Here is a 16,772-nt window from a genome sequence, read left to right on the forward strand (position 1 = left end):
CGATCGGCCGATTATGCCCCCTCTGGGAAGGAGGCCGACGCGTGAACCGGGAGCTTTTCCTCCGAAGATCCCGCCGACTGCCCCCAGTCCGCTTGCCACGGCTTCTTGTCGCAGCCCTAGTGGGTCTCATGATCTTATTTCTTTTGCCGGGCTGCGGCACCCAGGGTTCTCCCCCCCAGTTACTGCCGGGAGAGCAATTGCGGGATGTCGTGATTCGAGCCATCCACGGCGCCAAAGGATCCGTGGACGTCGAAATGTATGAGCTCGGAGACCCCGCCGTGGTGACCGCACTAGCTGAGGCCGCCGCCCGGGGCGTTTCGGTGAGGGTCATCGTGGATGCCAGTGAACCTCACAGCCGGCAGGCCGCGCAACTTCTCAAAGGGACCGGTGTCCAGCTTCGAAAAGCGGAAGTGTCCGGCGGAATTGATCACGCCAAGATTCTCGTCACCGACGGCGGATGCGTTATCGGCAGCGTCAACTGGGGTCCCGGATCCTGGGCAAACCACGATTTTGCCTTGTGGATCGGCGACCCCCAGCACCCCGTCTGCCAGGAGTCCAAGAGTCACCTCGACCGGGACTGGTCGGGACGGATCGGCCACCGGGACGAGGCCGGTTCTTGGACCTATTCCGGAAAACCCGCTCGGAACCTGCTGCTCGCCCTGATCTCAGAAGCCCGCTCTTCGATCTATGTGGAGATGTTCGACTTTAACGATGAATCCTTGCTCGCAGCACTGGGGGAGGCGGCCCGAAGGGGCGTGGGGGTGCACGTCCTCCTCGATCCCCGCCAGCCCGATCGGGCGGTGGCACAACGCCGTCTTCTCCAGGATGGGGCCGATGTGCATTTGTACCGAAGCGCCGGGGAACGACTCCATGCGAAAGCTGCGGTGATCGATCAAGATATCCTCGTTATCGGCAGTGCCAATTGGACCCGGAGGGCGTTTGAGGTCAATCACGAATGGATCGTGGCACTCCGCGCGCCGCAGGCCGCCCGGAAACTGGTGGACGATTGGCACCTTCAGATTCGCCGAGTCCGGTGAGATGCCCCTTGGCCCAACGTGCGGTTTCAAAAACTCCGTCGAGGTAAGCCGGGTGGATCTCCGGCTCATCAAAGCGCATGGGTTTGGCGTTGGCTTCAAACAGCCACACGTTCCCCTCCCGGTCGCATCCGAGATCGATGCTCATTTCACCAAGTCGTCCCGCCCGGGACCGATCGAGCTGCGCAACTGCGGAAGCCGCTGTCTTGAGGACTTCATCCAGGATTTCTTCCGCCCGGGTACCGAAGGAATCTTCGAGAGCCTGATGGGGATGAGCAATGCGGCCTCCCCAGGGGACGTGCGTGGTCATGCGATCCCGTCCCGCCGCCCGGGCTCCGACCCCTCTGAGGCGCCAGCGCCCTGCCGAATCTTTTTGCCAAAGGGTGCGAAAGTCAAAGGGATGTCCCCGCCAGGTCGCGAGAGCGATTTGGCGTTGGGCGAGATAGTGTCTTCCCCGGGTGTAGCGACGTACAAACGCGGAGCACCGCTCCAGGCTTCCCCGATCTTTGCTCACTCTACCGCGGCGCTGCCAACGCCAGGCCCAGGTATTCTGGGATACCCGATGGACTTCAATGATCCCCTCTCCTGCCCGGCCGTCGCAGGGTTTCAGGAGCCAGCGATCTCCTTCCGACATTAACTGGTAAGGCTCAAAGTCCAGTTGGGTCCCGGGAACCCGCTTGGCTAGATCCGGACGGGCCAGCCAACTCCGGATCACTTGATCCTTCGAGAAAAATCCCGGATTCCACCCCGGGATGCCCCACAGGCGCAATTGTTCCAATGCCGAAAAAAAAGATGGCTGCGCCTCAAAGCGGCGATGGGGCACCCGGTTATACACGGCGTCCGCCCCTCGAAACGACCGCATTACCCACTTTGTTCCGTTCCACCGATACTCCCAATGTGAGGAGTGCAACAGACCCCCAGGAGTGACGACAGATATTTCCCAGCCGCGTTTTTCTCCGGCTACGGCGAGTTCCCGACACAGCCGGAGATTGCCGAGGGGCCGCCGGTGCCTTTCCCAGAGGAGAACGGCCAGTTTCATTCGGTCATCCCCCTCGGGCTCCGGCTCCACCTGGAGGCATAGTCGATGACCATTTGTGCCCACTGCGTGCGTCGGCCTTTCAATTCCGGATGATGGAAAATATGATGTCCGGGTTTGGCGTTGGCTTCGAACATCCACAGGCGACCTTCCGTACAAATTCCCATGTCAAGTCCCATTTCGCCGAAATTCCCTCCCACAACCCGTTCCAGGCTCCGGGCCACCGCACACCCTACGTCAGAGAAGCGATTCAGCCAGGTATCGCTGTCATGAGCGAACCAATGACTGAGTATTTCCTCTGCGGGCCAGACCGTCCCGCCAAACCGCACGTGGGTGGACAGCGCCTCGGGATGCGCCCCTTTCCCCGCAGCGGCCACCATCCTCCAGCGCCCGTGGCGGTCCTTTTGCAGGTGCACGCGGAAATCCACTTTCCGCCCGTGATAAGTTTTTAACTCGATTTTCTCCTGGAGCAAATACGCCCGGCGACTGGTAAGAGCAGTTAATTTATGAATCAACCGTTCCTGGCTTACCACGGCCCGCTGGACCCGGCCTTCCTGTTGGGTACCGACTCGCCAACCGTCGGGAAGGGGTTCGCAAAAAACCAGCCCCTCTCCCAAACTTCCATGAACGGGTTTTGCAAAAAACGCTCGACCGGCCTGCACCCAAGCGGCGATCGCTCCCGGATCCCCCATTCGTTCAGTCCGCGGCAGGAATCGACGAAGGTGGGAAACGCGGTGGAGGATTCGAAACGTGCTCCATTTGTCTAAGAAACCGGAATTAAACACCGCGATGCCCCGTTGCTCGGCTTCGGTTTTCACCTGTTTCACCGGTGCCAGATCTTCCTCCCACCGGTGAGGAACCCGATTATAGATCACATCGGGCAGGGGCCACCACTGCCAATCCACCCCTGTGCCTGGTCTCCACCTCCGCCCGCCCCGAACCCGGCCGTACTGCCAGTCGATTTCATCGGCATAACACACGTAGACCGGCATGCCCTTTTGATTTCCCGCCCGGAACAGCGAAGGCGCCCACCGCGGAATTCGCCGCTGGCCCACGTCCCCGGCCTTGGCCCCGATGAGGACCGCCAGAACCGGGCCAAGATCCAGAACCCCTCGAACTTGCCGGGGCTTATGGTGGGAAGGAATGGGGATCCGTTCCTGGGTATCCGGCCAGTTCCATATCACCTCGACGGAGTTGCCTGGGTTGCGGGCATAATCGACCTGGGCCGGCCCCCGCCAGTGGCCGAATCGCAACTGGGTCATCTCCCCAGGGGCGATCCCGAGTTCCCGTGCCCACGGGAGCGGGAGCGTGACGATCACCGAATCCGCATGCCCCATACCTGCCCCCTCCTTTTTCCGATCCCGTCATCGAGCCGCGGCCCTAGCCCGGGCCTTTCGTTTTGGTATCGAAATATCCCACGTTTCTCGGATGTCCACTGATTCATCCCATGTCAGATCTTGCTCAATCATCCAAGGAATGACCGACAGATAATCTTCATAGGTCTCGAATAGGGAAGAACGTTTTAAGTGCTCCCACACCGAAAAAAATACCGGCTTCAGAACGGAACGATTTCCCGTGTAAAAGGCTTCTTGAACCTCTGGGTCGAGGAAAGGCCATTCGGTGAAATGCTCGAACTCCCGAGCCGCGATGTCGGCGAGACATAACACGGCGGTGGAGATTTCCGGGGAGACGAGCCAACTGCCCGGCGTCCGATACTCGAACCCACCGTGGGGTTTTCGTCGGATATCCCCGAGAAACCCGTATTTTTGCCGGCGCACCCGGGCGGTGAGAGGTTCTTCCAGCAAAGCCACCGGAAGGCCGACATAGGTGTCGAGCATGCGCACCAATCGGCTTCCGGGCGCCACCCCGCTGAAATGAATATGCCCGCCGATGGGAAAACCCCGAAAGGGCATCGATCCCGCCACCCACTTAATTTTTCGCGAAGGGCACAGCTGGGCGGCTTCCGTCAATGCACTCCGGATATGTTCGACGAGTCTCAGCGGCGAGGTGGCAGCCGGCGGTCGAATTTCCGCCAAAGGTAAAAGACTGGCATCTCCATGCAGTGTGCGATCGTCGCATCCCACTTCGCCCTTTCGTGGAAAATAACGGGACGCCGGCACGATTTTGCCCGTCTTGCCCCGAAGCATAAACTCCAGGTCCGCCCCCAACATCAATCGAGCCGAACCCCGGGGCCTGGCGAGAGTTTCTACATACCGCGCAATTCCATTCTTGAACAGGTCTAGAAGCCGGCCGGTCAAGACCGGGGTAGGTGATACGTCCAGTACGAACAGGCGCCCCTTTGGACCAACCCCCAGGCTCACCAGGCCAAAATCCAACCCAAGGGCATGGGTGGCTCGCAGCGCCAGCCGGCAGGCGCGAATGGTCTCTCGGTCCGCATCCTCCGGGATTTCCACATAATCATCCCGGATTCGGCTCAGTCGCTTGTTCAGCCAGATATTGCGGTCTTCCGAGCGAAAACAAGACAGGATCGCGTGGTCGAGAACCGGAATTCGGTATTGGCGGATCAGATTCAACCGCTGTTGATATACACTGAAAATGGACCCCAGATCGTCAGTGAAAATTGACCCCCACCAGATAGACTGGTACGCTCCTACTAATCTGAGTGGGAGCGGGGGAGAAAGGGTTGATCTCTATCGAGGATTGGACTGCGATTCGAGCACTCCATGCCCGCGGTGTCAGTATTAAGGCGATTGCGCGGCAACTGGGAATTTCGCGCAACACTGTGCGTCGTGCCTTGCGGGGAGACGATCCACCCAAGTATGTGCGAAAGAAGCCGTCGGCTCGGGCAACAGACCCATTCCTGGAGCACATTCGACAGATGTACGTGGAAAAACAATTGATCGGAACACGAATCTATGCGGAGTTGCAGAAGATGGGGTACCAAGGTTCACTTTCTGCGGTTCACCGGTGTCTGCAGCGGCTGAAGAAAGAACAGCCGCACACCGAAGTGCGGGTTCAGCGGATGGAGACGGCTCCAGGTGAACAAGCCCAGTTCGACTGGTCGGAGTACTCAGTAAAGATAGGAGGCAAGGAGGTCAAGGTATACGCGTACCGTTACATTCTCAGTTATAGTCGAATGCGATACACGCACTTTGCGCTGAATCAAACGCTGGAGACGGTCCTGGAAGCTCTGGAGTGCGGGATTCGCCACTTTGGCGGTGTGCCTGAGAGGGTGCTGATCGACAATGCCGGTCAAATGGTCGTGGATCATCGGCCGGATGGAGCTGTACGGTACCACCCGGAATTTCTCAAGGTCATGGGACTGTACCGGATGGACCCGTATGCATGCGCCCCGTACCGCGCCCAAACGAAGGGGAAAGTGGAACGGGCCTTCTATATGCTGGAACAGCATTTCCTCAAAGGGACGGAGTTCAAAGACTTTGAGGACCTCATTACCCAAGGGAAGTCCTTTGACGAATCGGAGAATCAGCGGGTGCACCGCCGGTTGGGACAAACCCCGTTGGAGCGGTTTGAGGCGGACCGGGCGGCTTTACGGCCCCTCCCCGAGCGCAGGTATGTCGACAGTGTGCGCGTCTTGCGCCGCGTCAGCAGAGACGGATACATCTCCGTCGATCACGTGGAATACTCGGTCCCGCCCTCCTACCTCGGCCGGGAGGTGTGGGTGACGCAACCCAGGGGGGCATATGTCGAGATGTACGGCCCAGACGGCACCTTCTTGTGTCGGCACGTCAAATCGAGAGACACCGGCTCGATCCACACGCTGCCCGAACACCAGGCGCCTCACCGGGAGCGTGTCTCGGTTCGTCAGCGATTCTGCGAGGTGTTTCCCAGCGGTGCGGCATTCTACCAAGGGCTCACCCGTCGGTATGCCCACAACGCTCGGTACCATGCCGCCCGCATCCTGGACATGCGCAGCACCTATAGCGACGAGTCTATTGAAATGGCCCTGAAGGAGGCCTTGGCTTACGGAGCCACGGACGAGAAGGTCGTGTTGAAACTGCTGGCCAACTACCCGACAAAACCGGCCGCCTCTTCGAGAAACGTCGAGGTCCAGGCGTTATCTCGGCGCGCCGACACCATTCGCCCGTTGTCCTACTACAGTCAACTGTTGCATTAACAAGGGGGAGTTCCCGTGACCGAAGATGCGATGGAGACCCTGAAACAACATCTCAAAACGCTCCAACTGCCGTATATGCGGGAGGTGGTGGAACGGGAAATTGAGAACGCGGTGAAAATGAAGCTGACTTACCAAGCTTTTCTCACGCGGCTCGTGGAAGCGGAAGTGTTGCAGAAGACCAACCGGTCCATTGCCACGAAGATTCATCTGGCGCGATTCCCGCGGATCTGTACATTGGAGGAGTTCGATTTCTCGTTTCAACCTTCGCTCCATGCCGCGGAGATTCGGGAATTGGGAGAACTCGGCTTTATCCACCGAAAAGAAAACGTTATTTTCCTAGGTCCTCCAGGGGTTGGAAAAACGCACTTAGCGATTGCCCTTGGGGTCAAAGCGTGCACGGCCAGACTCCGGGTCGCGTTTTTCACCGCCTCTGAACTGGCGGATCTCTTGTATGCCAGTTTAGCGGATCGTTCCACGCCCCAAAAGCTGGCGTCGCTGAGCCGCTACCACCTGCTGATCATCGACGAGTTGGGCTACATGCCCATGGACAAGCAACGGGCGAACCTCTTTTTCCAGCTCGTCAGCAAGCGCTATGAGACGGGATCAATCATCCTGACGACCAACATGCCTTTTGACGAGTGGGACAAGGTGTTTGGCGATACAATTGCTTCTGCCGCCATCATTGATCGTCTGGTGCATCACAGTCACATTTTTCACATTCAGGGTCACAGTTACCGGATGAAGGACAAGCTCAAGGCCGATGCCTCCGCCTAATCACCAGCCCGGCGGACTTGGTACCCCATGTTGTCCGTGCGTGTGCGACACGCACACGTGGCCGTTGTCCCCTAAGGGCCCCCCATCGGCCCGCAGCCGCGAGGTCAAGGGCGCCCTTGGGCGAGCGAAGCGTCCCTTGACGGAGCGGCCAGGGCCGATACACTCGGCCCGTTGGGACAACGGCCGACGACGATGAACCCTGAGTGACGACACGACATGGCAAGCAATGACTTCCGTTTTCTGAGGGGGGTCAAAATTCAGTGCCAAACCGGGGTCAATTCTACTTGACGATCAACAACCGCCGGATCTCCGATTCCGGGGACTCCTTTGGGGTATGAATGCCGTAGCGGGCCAACAGCGTCCATATCCGTTCCCGCACCGAAGCGTCGGCCAAAGCCTGGCGACCGTTCAGGACGACTCCCGGAGGGTCCGGAACATCGGTCAGGCCCCATCGAATGGTCACGTCGGGCTCCCGGACAGACTCCCGGTCTTCAAACCTCTGTGACAATAGCCGTTCTAGCCGTTTTGCCGAAGCCTGGCCGGTGTGGATAACGGTGACTGGCACGCGGTTCCCCCCTTTCCCACGTCCGCCGGACATTCCGGCCCAAAACGCCGGCCGCCCTATCGACGGCCGTCAGGGAGAAAACCCGGCGAGAGATTTTGCGTAAGCGACTGGGCGGAGAAACGATCTCTCGAGCAGCCGTTCATCGCCTTCGTCGGTATCCGGCGATTTCCACGGCTTTGCATTCACCTCGATAATCCAAACACCGCCGCGGTCGTCCACCCCGAGATCCACACCCATCTCCCCCAATTGGAGGCCCGAGCTCTCCTCCACCACTTGCGCCACGTTGTGCGCCGTGCGAGTCAACCGCCGCACCAACCCTCGCTCCGCCGAAAGACCCAAAGCCATGTGAGACAGCACTTTTTCTACACGCTCCGCCCGCCCCCCGGCGGCCAGATTGGAAGCGACCTCCCCGGGATGTGAGATGCGCACGAACATTTTGGTGCGCTTCCAGGCCCGGGACTCGTCTTTTTGCATCAATGCCCGAACGTCCCACACCCGGCCTTCGAGGGAAGGAATCGGGATCGTTCGTTGTAGAATATAACGCCGGCGACGGAGGAAACGATGATGCTGTTCAAACCACGCCCGGGGATCCTTGGCGACCCCCGTCTCTGTCCGCCCGGGACCTTTACGCCAGCGGTACAAGGCCTGCCCGTTGACCGCCAGTTGCACCCGGACCAACCCCTGCCCCAGACTCCCACGGGCCGGCTTCATGTAAATGTCTCCCCATTCCACAAGAAATTGGGTCCCTTGGCCTGGCGCCCGATAAAGAGTGGTAGCCGGGAGTTGGCGGCGGGTGCGGTCATCGGCGGAGAGCCATTGGAACATCGTCCATTTGTCAAAGAAACCCGCGTTAAAATAGCGCGGGTACAAAAGCCGGATGAGTTTGTTCCTGGATTCTTTGACATCCGGGCGGTCCTCAAATCTGCGAGAAACCACCTGATCGTAAACCACATCCGGCAAGGGAAATGTGCCCATGATCCATTTTCGTTCGTCATTCCAATAAACTCCCCGGACCGTACCCTTGGTCCATTGAATTTCTAAGGGAGAAAAGACGTAGGTTAAGACGCCCAGCGTCCGTCCAGCCTCGGACAGCCGTTCAAAAACTGGCGCCTGAGCCCCGGTGAGTTGCCCTTTTTTCCGGCGAACTCGGGCCATGATGGCCAGAAGTGGACCGATCCGTAGGAGGTTTTCCGCTTCATCCCACAGAACATGGACGTCCAACACGTTTTCATCAGGCAAAGACAACCTTTTCCAGATGTCTCCGGCCAGGTGTACCCCGTTCGCTTCCTTCATCGGAACGAGCCGGGCGATGGTTTCATGGTGACCGTGTCGCAATGTCACCTCCGACCGGCGTCCACCGAGCAGGGTGTCCGGAACGGTCAATATCCCCTGTAAACCGTCCGCCCGGTGCACCATTAAACGGGTCACCTGCGCCACAGGTCATCACTCCTCCGATGGGCCGGTTCTCTGTTCGGCCAGATCCGCCGTCATGTACCCAGTTGCGTATTTAACATATTCGAAGGGCTTTCGAATTGACAATTGGCGCAAGGCTGGGTCGATTTGCTTCAGGGTCGATCGACCCGGACGTGGATTTACATCCAATATCCACCATTTACCGCTCTTGTCCAGCAACAAATCCATCCCGAGTTCCACCAGGTGGGGGAACAACTCGCCCACTGCTTCAGCCACCGATAAGGCCAGGGCAGTTCCCCGTTCCCGTTCCCCATCCTGGAGGATTTCGTCGACGGGGAGAACCTTCCCTCCTAAGGAGACATTGGTAGGGCCATCCTCCTCCGGAGCGAGACGTGCCACCACGGCGGTGACATCCCAAGCTCCGGATCCCCCGCGTTGGACGAACCAGCGAAAATCCACGGGGCGTCCAAAAGCCGTCAGGGGGATGCGGGCCTCTTGGACGATGTAAGCCCGGTGCCCTGCCACCCGGCGCCAATCCGACAGGCGGAGCGGAATAGTCCACATGCCCTGGGCTGGGCTCGGGTCGAACCGACACCATCGAATCGTTTCCCCCCGCCGCTCCAACAGCAAGAGGTCCCGGCCGCCGCTTCCCCGGCGGGGTTTGGCGTAAACCCGGCCAAAGCGAAGAAGAGCGGCCTCCGCCCGGCGGAGAGACATGGGCCGCGTCCAGGGAATGTGATCGCCGAAACCTTGTAAAAGGAGGAATTTTGTGATTCTCCATTTATCCCCGATATCTGGTGCAAGGTTTAGGAGACCCGTCTCTTTGGCCTCTCGTAACCCACGGGGAGGACCCAAACGTTCTCCCCGCCTCCACAGGGCATCGGGTATGGGGCCCGGTCGTCGTATCCAGCCGTTTTTGCTGGACCACCCCCATGCCCGAAGGCTGTCCGGTGACGATTGGGGATCGAGTACGTAGGCGAGGACGCCCATGTCCCTGGCTCCAACCAGGGCGTCCCGAGCCCAAGCAGTCTGGGCGCCAAAGGCGGGGGTAGGCGATCGACGGCGAACCGGCAACCATAAAGCAACGACGGGACCGAGCTCGAGCTGTGTCCCGCCCCATTTTGCATGAATTCGGTCGCCCCGCTGCAGGCCCAACCGGCGCAACACGGGGCGTGCCATCAACAAGATATTCGGATCGAGAATGTGGGACCGAATCTGAACTGTACAAACTGGCCCCAAACCGGCTCGGATCTGCACGGACGACCCCTGCTGCATACCATATCGACGCAGCAGGGGCGCCGCGGCATAAATCACGTCCCGGGTGTGTACCAGGGATTCGATCCGCAAGGGCCCTTCCACCATGGGCAACACCCCATCCCGTCGCCACCCCGCGCCGGCTCACGCCATTTCCTCGGCTTCGTCCTCGATCAGGTCTTCATCTTCATCTTTTTTACCCGGCGGTTCGCAGACCATCACGAACAACTTCGTGCGTCCGATTACTTCTGCTGCAAGCTCTTTTTCCACCCGGACGGCAATGTCGGTGCCGCCGGAGGCAATTACAGCATCCAGGCAGTGGGGCGGCTGAATAACTTTGACCATCACTTCCCGGCGATCCTGCAGACAGTGGGGGTCCAGATCCCGCAGGGGAATCTGCTCCACATAAGACACGGTGTCTTTTGCCACAGCGGTTTCACTGTTGTTGTTGTATGCATACCAGACATTGATGTCCATTCTCCCTCGAACTTCCACCAAGTCGCCGATCAAATGACCCTCGTAGGTGTGATTCATCACCCAGCATCCCCCGATGGTGGACGGTCGGTTCGTGGGATGAATCGTGTACGTCATTTGCGAATACCGGCTGCCTCGACCGCACACAGCATCGGTAATGATCTCGCGGCACCCTGCGTCTCTCGCTGTGCTTGCCACGATACTCCCTCCCCTTTATGCCAAGTTCTTCTCTGCAACGCCCGGGGTTGGTGAGGACGGTAAAAACAGGCGCATGTTTAGTACCAATTCTATGCGGGGCATCTGCCTTTGGTGCTGCGGCCCGGTGGTCCCCGTGCTCACGAAAAAAGCCGATCCCTCCGCGGAGATCGGCGCCCCCTTTCTTTTCAACCCACCGGCGTCCCTTGCTCTTCTCCCTCTGCGCCTGGAAGTTCTCACGTTCCCGAGGGACCCGGAGCCAGGGCCTGATCAAAGAGATCCCGCCAGTTGTCCCACAATAATCGCCGGGCCGTTTCCTCGCCGAAACGGGCGTTCAGGGCCCGCTCCAAGGCCGGATATTGGGCTGCGGTCTCCATGCCTTCCAAGACTTCGTCGGTCCCGTCAAAATCCGATCCGAAGGCCACATGGCGATCCCCGGCGACCTCCAGAGCGTGCTCGATGTGCCGAAGAAGATCATCCAATCCCCCTTTGGGCCCGAGAAACGCGGGTACAAAGGCTATGCCCAGTACGCCGCCGAGTTCGGCCAACGCTTTGAGTTGGCCATCGGACAGGTTGCGGCGATGGGGCCAGACCGCTTTTATCCCGGCATGGGTGCACACCACCGGCCCCCGGGCTTCCCGCAGGACATCCCAAAAGGCCGCCTCGCCCAGATGAGCCACATCCACCACGCCGGACCGCTGCCAGACCTCCCGAACAAAGCGGCGCCCCAGAGCCGTCAACCCGCCCCCCCGGGGTTCTCCGACACCATCGGCCAACTCGTTGGCCTCGTTCCACGTCAGTCCCACTACCCGCACCCCGAGGTGCATGCACAGGGAGAGACGCTCGACACTGCCCTCGAGTGCGGAACACCCTTCGAGGCACAACAAGCCGTATATCGTCTGAGATTTCTCTGCCAGGGCCACATCCTCCCGATACAAAAGGGGACGTACCCGCTCCCCATCCCCCACGATTCGATCGTGAAAGGAGGCCGCCTGGGTGAGGAGCATGTTCCACCCTTCGGCGGCGGGGCGGTCCGGGGGCACAAACAGGGGAAACCCCAGAACCTTGACTCCACCTTGCACTAAGCGGTGCCAACCCGCTGCCAAGGACGATGTCGACCCGTAGAAATCTACCCGCTCGGCGGCGATCCGCCACAGCACATCGGCATGGGCATCCCATACTCTGCGCTCCAACCGGTTTTCCCCCCTCGATCCCAACAAACGAAAAGCCTGTTTGTCAAGAGGAGCAAACAGGCGTTGTCCAATAATCAGCTTGACATCGGTGATGTCGGTCCCTGTGCCTCAGCGAGGTTCGACGATCAACTTGATCGCCGTCCGCTCTTCCCCATCGATCAAAATATCGGTGAAGGCGGGGATGCAAATCAAGTCGATTCCACTGGGCGCTACGAATCCTCGTGCGATCGCTACGGCTTTCACTGCTTGATTGAGGGCCCCGGCCCCAATCGCTTGGATTTCCGCCGCGCCGCGTTCCCGCAATACGCCGGCCAGGGCTCCGGCAACAGAATTGGGGTTGGATTTTGCTGAAACTTTTAATACTTCCATCGTGAGGTTCCTCCCTTGCTGTTGGGTTGAGAAGGACATTGATACTTATATTCGCGGTTCCTTTAGGAAATTCCTTTTTTCAATGGCTATTATTCGAAAAATTCTTCTCCCGGAAACCCGACCCGGATCATGGGCGTTCAAAGGCCGCCCCATCGGGCCAGGGATGGTCGGGGGTAATGAACACCCTGCGGATTGCCGCGCAGCGTCCGTTTTCGTCTTCACAATCGATGATCGCCGCCGAAAACTGGCAATCCCCATCGGCCACTTCAAAGCGCGCCGGCAGATGGGTGATCATTTTATGGAGAATCGGCTCTTTTTTCATGCCGATGATGCCGTTAAAGGGACCGGTCATTCCTACGTCGGTGATATATCCCGTGCCCCCTGGCAGAATTCGCTCGTCCGCCGTCTGCACGTGGGTGTGGGTTCCCACCACCGCGCTGACCCGGCCGTCAAAATACCACGCAAGCGCCTGCTTTTCCGACGTGGTTTCCGCATGCACGTCCACCACGATCCATGTCGCCTGGTCGGCGATTTCTTCCAGTACCGCGGAGAGGACCGCCAGGGGATCGTCCCATTCCCCCATGAAAGCCCGGCCCAATACGTTGACAATGGCGAGCTGACGGCCGCCAACGGAACACAGCGCATAACCCTGGCCGGGAGCCAGGCGAAAATTCGCGGGCCGAACCAGGCGCTTCTCCTGATCGATGAAATCGAAAATCTTGGGGTGGTCCCAGACGTGATTTCCCATGGTTATAAAGTCGATTCCGTGGTCAAACAACCATTCGGCCAGATTGGGAGTGATTCCCCGCCCGTCCGCGACATTCTCGCCGTTTGCAATCACGATATCCGCTTGGACCACGTCCTGAACCCGGGGAAGATAGCGCTCCACAGCCTGTCTTCCCGGGCTTCCCACGATATCCCCGATAAATAGAATCCGCACCCTGTGACATCCTCTCTAAAAAATAAGGTAGCCTGACGGCTACCTTATTTTGCGTATTCGACGGCTCTGGTCTCGCGGATCACCGTGACTTTAATATGCCCAGGATAGTCGAGCTCGTTTTCAATGCGCTTGGATATCTCCCGAGCCATGCGTACCGATTCTGCGTCGTCGATCAGCTCAGGTTTGACGATAATACGAATCTCTCTGCCGGCCTGAATGGCGTAGGACTTCTCCACACCTTCGAAGGACTCCGCAATCTCCTCAAGGCGCTCCAGCCGCTTAATGTACACGTCCAGACTTTCCCTCCGGGCCCCGGGTCGCGCTGCGGAAATCGCATCCGCTGCCCCTACCAGAATGGAGATCGCCGAGGTGTATTCCGTGTCTCCGTGATGGGCTCCAATGGCGTTGAGCACCACGGGATGCTCCTTATACTTTCGGGCCAGATCCAGACCGATCTCAACATGGGACCCTTCCACTTCATGGGTGATCGCCTTGCCGATATCGTGCAATAAACCGGCCCGTTTCGCCAATTGTACGTCAAGGCCGAGTTCGGCTGCCATTAAACCCGCCAGATGAGCAACCTCTACAGAGTGTTTCAGCACATTCTGCCCATAGCTGGTCCGGTACTTCAGCCGGCCGAGGATCTTCACCAAATCGGGGTGCAGGCCCGCCACCCCGGTTTCAAACACCGCCTGCTCCCCTTCTTCCCGAATCCGCTCTTCGACTTCCCGACGGGCTTTCTCCACCATCTCTTCAATCCTGGCCGGATGAATGCGGCCGTCCGCCACCAGTTTTTCAAGAGCCACCCGGGCAACCTCCCGCCGGATGGGATCAAAACCCGACAGAATCACAGCTTCCGGGGTATCGTCGATGATCAGATCAATCCCCGTCAGGGTTTCCAGGGCCCGGATGTTTCGCCCTTCGCGACCGATAATCCGGCCTTTCATCTCGTCATTGGGCAGGTTGACCACCGACACGGTGGTTTCCGCGACGTGGTCGGCGGCAAAGCGCTGGATCGCGGTGACCACAATATCCCGGGCCTTCTTTTCCGCTTCGTGGCGCGCTTGTTGCTCAATCTCTTTGATCATGATGGCCGCGTCGTGGCGGCACTCCCGCTCCACGCTCCCCAGGATCGTCTCCCTCGCCTGCTCCCGGGTTAAGCCGGAGATTCTTTCCAACTCCGCCATCTGCCGGTGCACCATCTGCTCCGCTTCCGCCCGGAGATGTTCAACCTCGCGCTCGCGCTGGGCTACCGCCTCGAGCTTTCGTTCCACGGACTCCGTTTTTCGGTCCAGGTGTTCCTCTTTCTGAAGAAGGCGCCGCTCCAGCCGCTGCAACTCGGTTCGCTGTTCGCGAATCTCCCGTTCCGCCTCCGAGCGAATTCGATGGGCTTCTTCCTTCGCCTCGATCAGCGCTTCCTTCCTGGTGCGCTCCGCTTCCCGGCCCGCTTCCTCTAACATGTCTGTAACGCGTTGTTCAGCCGTGCGGACCTTTCCTTCAGCCACAGCCCGGCGAATCCAATATCCAATCCCGGCCCCGATCAATAATGCGGCCAGGATAGACACCCCATACATCCACACGATCCATCGCCCCTTTGCTCAGGATAACGGACCTGAGCATGGACGCAGAACACACGCCGGCACCCATCCCTTGTACCGGGTGCGGATCGGTATGCTACGGCCGCCGCGTTCGGCAGAGACCGGAAAACTTCTCATACGCATTACCTATTGTACGGGGTGTGTCAATAGTTGTCAACTACCGCCCATCTGCTCATCATCCCAGGATGCCACCAGACTAAAAGCCAGATCCCGGTCAAACCCGTTCTGCATCAACCCTCGATACGCCTTGGCCCGCCAAGTGGTGAGGTCGTCGTTCCGATGCCGGCGGCGGTGAAGGCGCAACCACCTTATGGCCGCTTGTTTTTCCCGGTCTTTCGGCATGGCCGCCAGGGCTCGATCGATGTCTTCGCCCCGGACCCCCTGACGGGTCAATTCCCACCGAGCTCGCCAGATGCTGGTCCGGCCCGCCTCCACGCGTATCTCCAGCCAGCGCCGGGCGTAGGCGACGTCGTCGATCCACCCTCGCTCCCGCAAGCGGTCAATCACCCGGTCCACCACCTCAACCGGATGGCCCTGTCTTTGCAAATGTTCTCTCACCTGGGCTGCCGACCGGGACCTTCGCGCCAAATATTGGAGCGCGCGGTTCCACGCCTCGACTTCGCCGGTAGTTTCACTCATCGAAAAACTCACCTTCGTCCGACCCGATCAAGCCCGATGCGGGGCGGGCCCCCGCCGAGCCCTCGGCGTGGCACAGGCTGCGAATCTTTCCTTCGATACGATCGGCGATCTCCGGGTGTTCCTTTAGAAATTGTTTGGCGTTTTCCCGGCCCTGGCCCAATCGCTCACCTTCGAAGGAATACCAAGCCCCGCTCTTTTCGATGACATCCATCTCCACTCCCAGATCGACAATGCTGCCCTCCCGGGAGATTCCTTCCCCGAACATGATGTCCACATCCGCTTGTTTAAAAGGAGGGGCGACCTTGTTTTTTACCACCTTAATCCGAGTCCGGTTTCCGATCAGTTCGTTCCCTTGTTTGAGGGCCTCTGCTCGCCGCACTTCCAGGCGCACTGAGGAGTAAAACTTCAGCGCCCGCCCACCGGTGGTGGTCTCGGGATTGCCGAACATGACGCCGACTTTCTCCCGAATCTGGTTGATAAAAATTGCGATCGTCCGGGACTTGGAAATCGCCCCGGAAAGCTTACGCAACGCTTGGGACATGAGTCTGGCCTGCAGACCCACGTGGGAATCGCCCATGTCCCCCTCCAGTTCGGCTTTGGGAACCAGCGCAGCCACCGAGTCAATCACAATAATATCCACTGCGCCGCTGCGCACCAAAGCCTCGGCGATCTCCAGAGCTTGTTCCCCCGTATCCGGTTGGGAAATCAACAGCTCATCGATGTTGACGCCAAGATTGCGGGCATACACGGGGTCCAAGGCGTGCTCAGCATCGATAAACGCCGCTTGTCCGCCCAACTTCTGTACCTCGGCGATGGCGTGCAAAGCCACCGTCGTCTTGCCCGAAGACTCCGGACCGTAAATCTCGATCACACGCCCCCGGGGGAATCCACCGACCCCCAAAGCAATGTCTAACGCCAAAGCACCGGTAGAGACCACTTCGACGTTCATACTCGCCTGGGCCTCTCCCAGTTTCATAATCGAACCTTTCCCGAATTGTTTCTCAATCTGGCGCAGCGCCATGTCCAGTGCCGCCTTCCGATCCGCCACCCCTGCCCACTCCTTCCCTTCTTCTCGCTTGACTAATTCGCCCCGGGGCCCGTCCGTTCCTGCTAACCTTTGTGCGTCTTTATTATAGCAAAGCTTGACCATCACGAACATTCGTTTGAGATCTGTGGCGAAAAAAATCCC

Annotated in this window: 16 protein-coding genes; 3 read left to right on the forward strand and 13 right to left on the reverse strand. The window is 59.1% G+C overall.

Annotated elements, in window-relative coordinates:
• Positions 1-41: 41 nt before the first annotated feature.
• On the forward strand, positions 42-1,037 hold the full coding sequence (locus tag CVV65_RS08320) for a phospholipase D-like domain-containing protein (protein ID WP_100667729.1): 996 nt from the start codon (positions 42-44) through the stop codon (positions 1,035-1,037).
• Here CVV65_RS08320 and CVV65_RS08325 read toward each other — a convergent pair.
• Genes CVV65_RS08325 through CVV65_RS08335 form a run of 3 tightly spaced genes read right to left on the reverse strand, consistent with a single transcriptional unit; the run spans position 946 to position 4,604 of the window.
• A complete protein-coding gene (locus tag CVV65_RS08325; RefSeq protein ID WP_100667730.1) occupies positions 946-2,073 on the reverse strand; it encodes a YheC/YheD family protein in 1,128 nt (375 codons plus the stop codon). The genes CVV65_RS08320 and CVV65_RS08325 overlap by 92 nt on opposite strands.
• Positions 2,070-3,407, reverse strand: coding sequence for a YheC/YheD family endospore coat-associated protein (locus CVV65_RS08330; RefSeq protein ID WP_100667731.1), 1,338 nt, complete (start codon positions 3,405-3,407; stop codon positions 2,070-2,072). The genes CVV65_RS08325 and CVV65_RS08330 overlap by 4 nt, the downstream gene beginning before the upstream one ends.
• A 27-nt stretch (positions 3,408-3,434) precedes the next feature.
• Positions 3,435-4,604, reverse strand: coding sequence for a putative amidoligase domain-containing protein (locus CVV65_RS08335; protein ID WP_100667732.1), 1,170 nt, complete (start codon positions 4,602-4,604; stop codon positions 3,435-3,437).
• Positions 4,605-4,714: 110 nt separating this feature from the next.
• Between CVV65_RS08335 and istA the strand changes: the two genes are divergently transcribed.
• Together istA and istB are read left to right on the forward strand one after the other, a co-directional pair.
• The gene (istA, locus tag CVV65_RS08340; protein ID WP_157935348.1) at positions 4,715-6,169 is read left to right on the forward strand and encodes an IS21 family transposase; all 1,455 of its coding nucleotides are present in this window, start codon (positions 4,715-4,717) and stop codon (positions 6,167-6,169) included.
• Positions 6,170-6,184: 15 nt separating this feature from the next.
• Positions 6,185-6,943 (forward strand): IS21-like element helper ATPase IstB, encoded by a 759-nt coding sequence (istB, locus tag CVV65_RS08345; protein WP_100666831.1) that lies wholly within the window; start codon positions 6,185-6,187, stop codon positions 6,941-6,943.
• Between the two features lie 280 nt (positions 6,944-7,223).
• On the opposite strand, the gene CVV65_RS08350 is transcribed toward istB, so the two are convergent.
• The 10 genes from CVV65_RS08350 to recA form a co-directional block, all read right to left on the reverse strand.
• Positions 7,224-7,508 (reverse strand): hypothetical protein, encoded by a 285-nt coding sequence (locus CVV65_RS08350; protein WP_100667733.1) that lies wholly within the window; start codon positions 7,506-7,508, stop codon positions 7,224-7,226.
• Between the two features lie 69 nt (positions 7,509-7,577).
• Positions 7,578-8,945: a YheC/YheD family endospore coat-associated protein gene (locus CVV65_RS08355; RefSeq protein WP_100667734.1), complete on the reverse strand. Its 1,368-nt coding sequence runs from the start codon at positions 8,943-8,945 to the stop codon at positions 7,578-7,580.
• A 6-nt stretch (positions 8,946-8,951) separates the two neighbouring features.
• Positions 8,952-10,283, reverse strand: coding sequence for a YheC/YheD family endospore coat-associated protein (locus CVV65_RS08360; RefSeq protein WP_100667735.1), 1,332 nt, complete (start codon positions 10,281-10,283; stop codon positions 8,952-8,954).
• Between the two features lie 36 nt (positions 10,284-10,319).
• Positions 10,320-10,847: an outer spore coat protein CotE gene (gene cotE, locus CVV65_RS08365; protein ID WP_013075608.1), complete on the reverse strand. Its 528-nt coding sequence runs from the start codon at positions 10,845-10,847 to the stop codon at positions 10,320-10,322.
• Positions 10,848-11,080: 233 nt separating this feature from the next.
• On the reverse strand, positions 11,081-12,037 hold the full coding sequence (locus CVV65_RS08370; protein ID WP_157935442.1) for a dipeptidase: 957 nt from the start codon (positions 12,035-12,037) through the stop codon (positions 11,081-11,083).
• Between the two features lie 108 nt (positions 12,038-12,145).
• Positions 12,146-12,406 (reverse strand): stage V sporulation protein SpoVS, encoded by a 261-nt coding sequence (spoVS, locus tag CVV65_RS08375; protein ID WP_013075606.1) that lies wholly within the window; start codon positions 12,404-12,406, stop codon positions 12,146-12,148.
• 127 nt (positions 12,407-12,533) lie between these two features.
• The gene (locus CVV65_RS08380; protein WP_100667737.1) at positions 12,534-13,346 is read right to left on the reverse strand and encodes a TIGR00282 family metallophosphoesterase; all 813 of its coding nucleotides are present in this window, start codon (positions 13,344-13,346) and stop codon (positions 12,534-12,536) included.
• Positions 13,347-13,390: 44 nt separating this feature from the next.
• Entirely contained in the window at positions 13,391-14,920 is a 1,530-nt protein-coding gene (gene rny / locus CVV65_RS08385) for a ribonuclease Y (RefSeq protein WP_100669318.1), read from the reverse strand.
• A 177-nt stretch (positions 14,921-15,097) separates the two neighbouring features.
• The gene (locus CVV65_RS08390) at positions 15,098-15,583 is read right to left on the reverse strand and encodes a regulatory protein RecX (protein WP_100667738.1); all 486 of its coding nucleotides are present in this window, start codon (positions 15,581-15,583) and stop codon (positions 15,098-15,100) included.
• A complete protein-coding gene (gene recA, locus CVV65_RS08395) occupies positions 15,576-16,631 on the reverse strand; it encodes a recombinase RecA (RefSeq protein WP_100667739.1) in 1,056 nt (351 codons plus the stop codon). The genes CVV65_RS08390 and recA overlap by 8 nt, the downstream gene beginning before the upstream one ends.
• Between the last annotated feature and the right edge of the window lie 141 nt (positions 16,632-16,772).

It is taken from the genome of Kyrpidia spormannii, from assembly GCF_002804065.1.
Lineage (GTDB): Bacteria > Bacillota > Bacilli > Kyrpidiales > Kyrpidiaceae > Kyrpidia > Kyrpidia spormannii.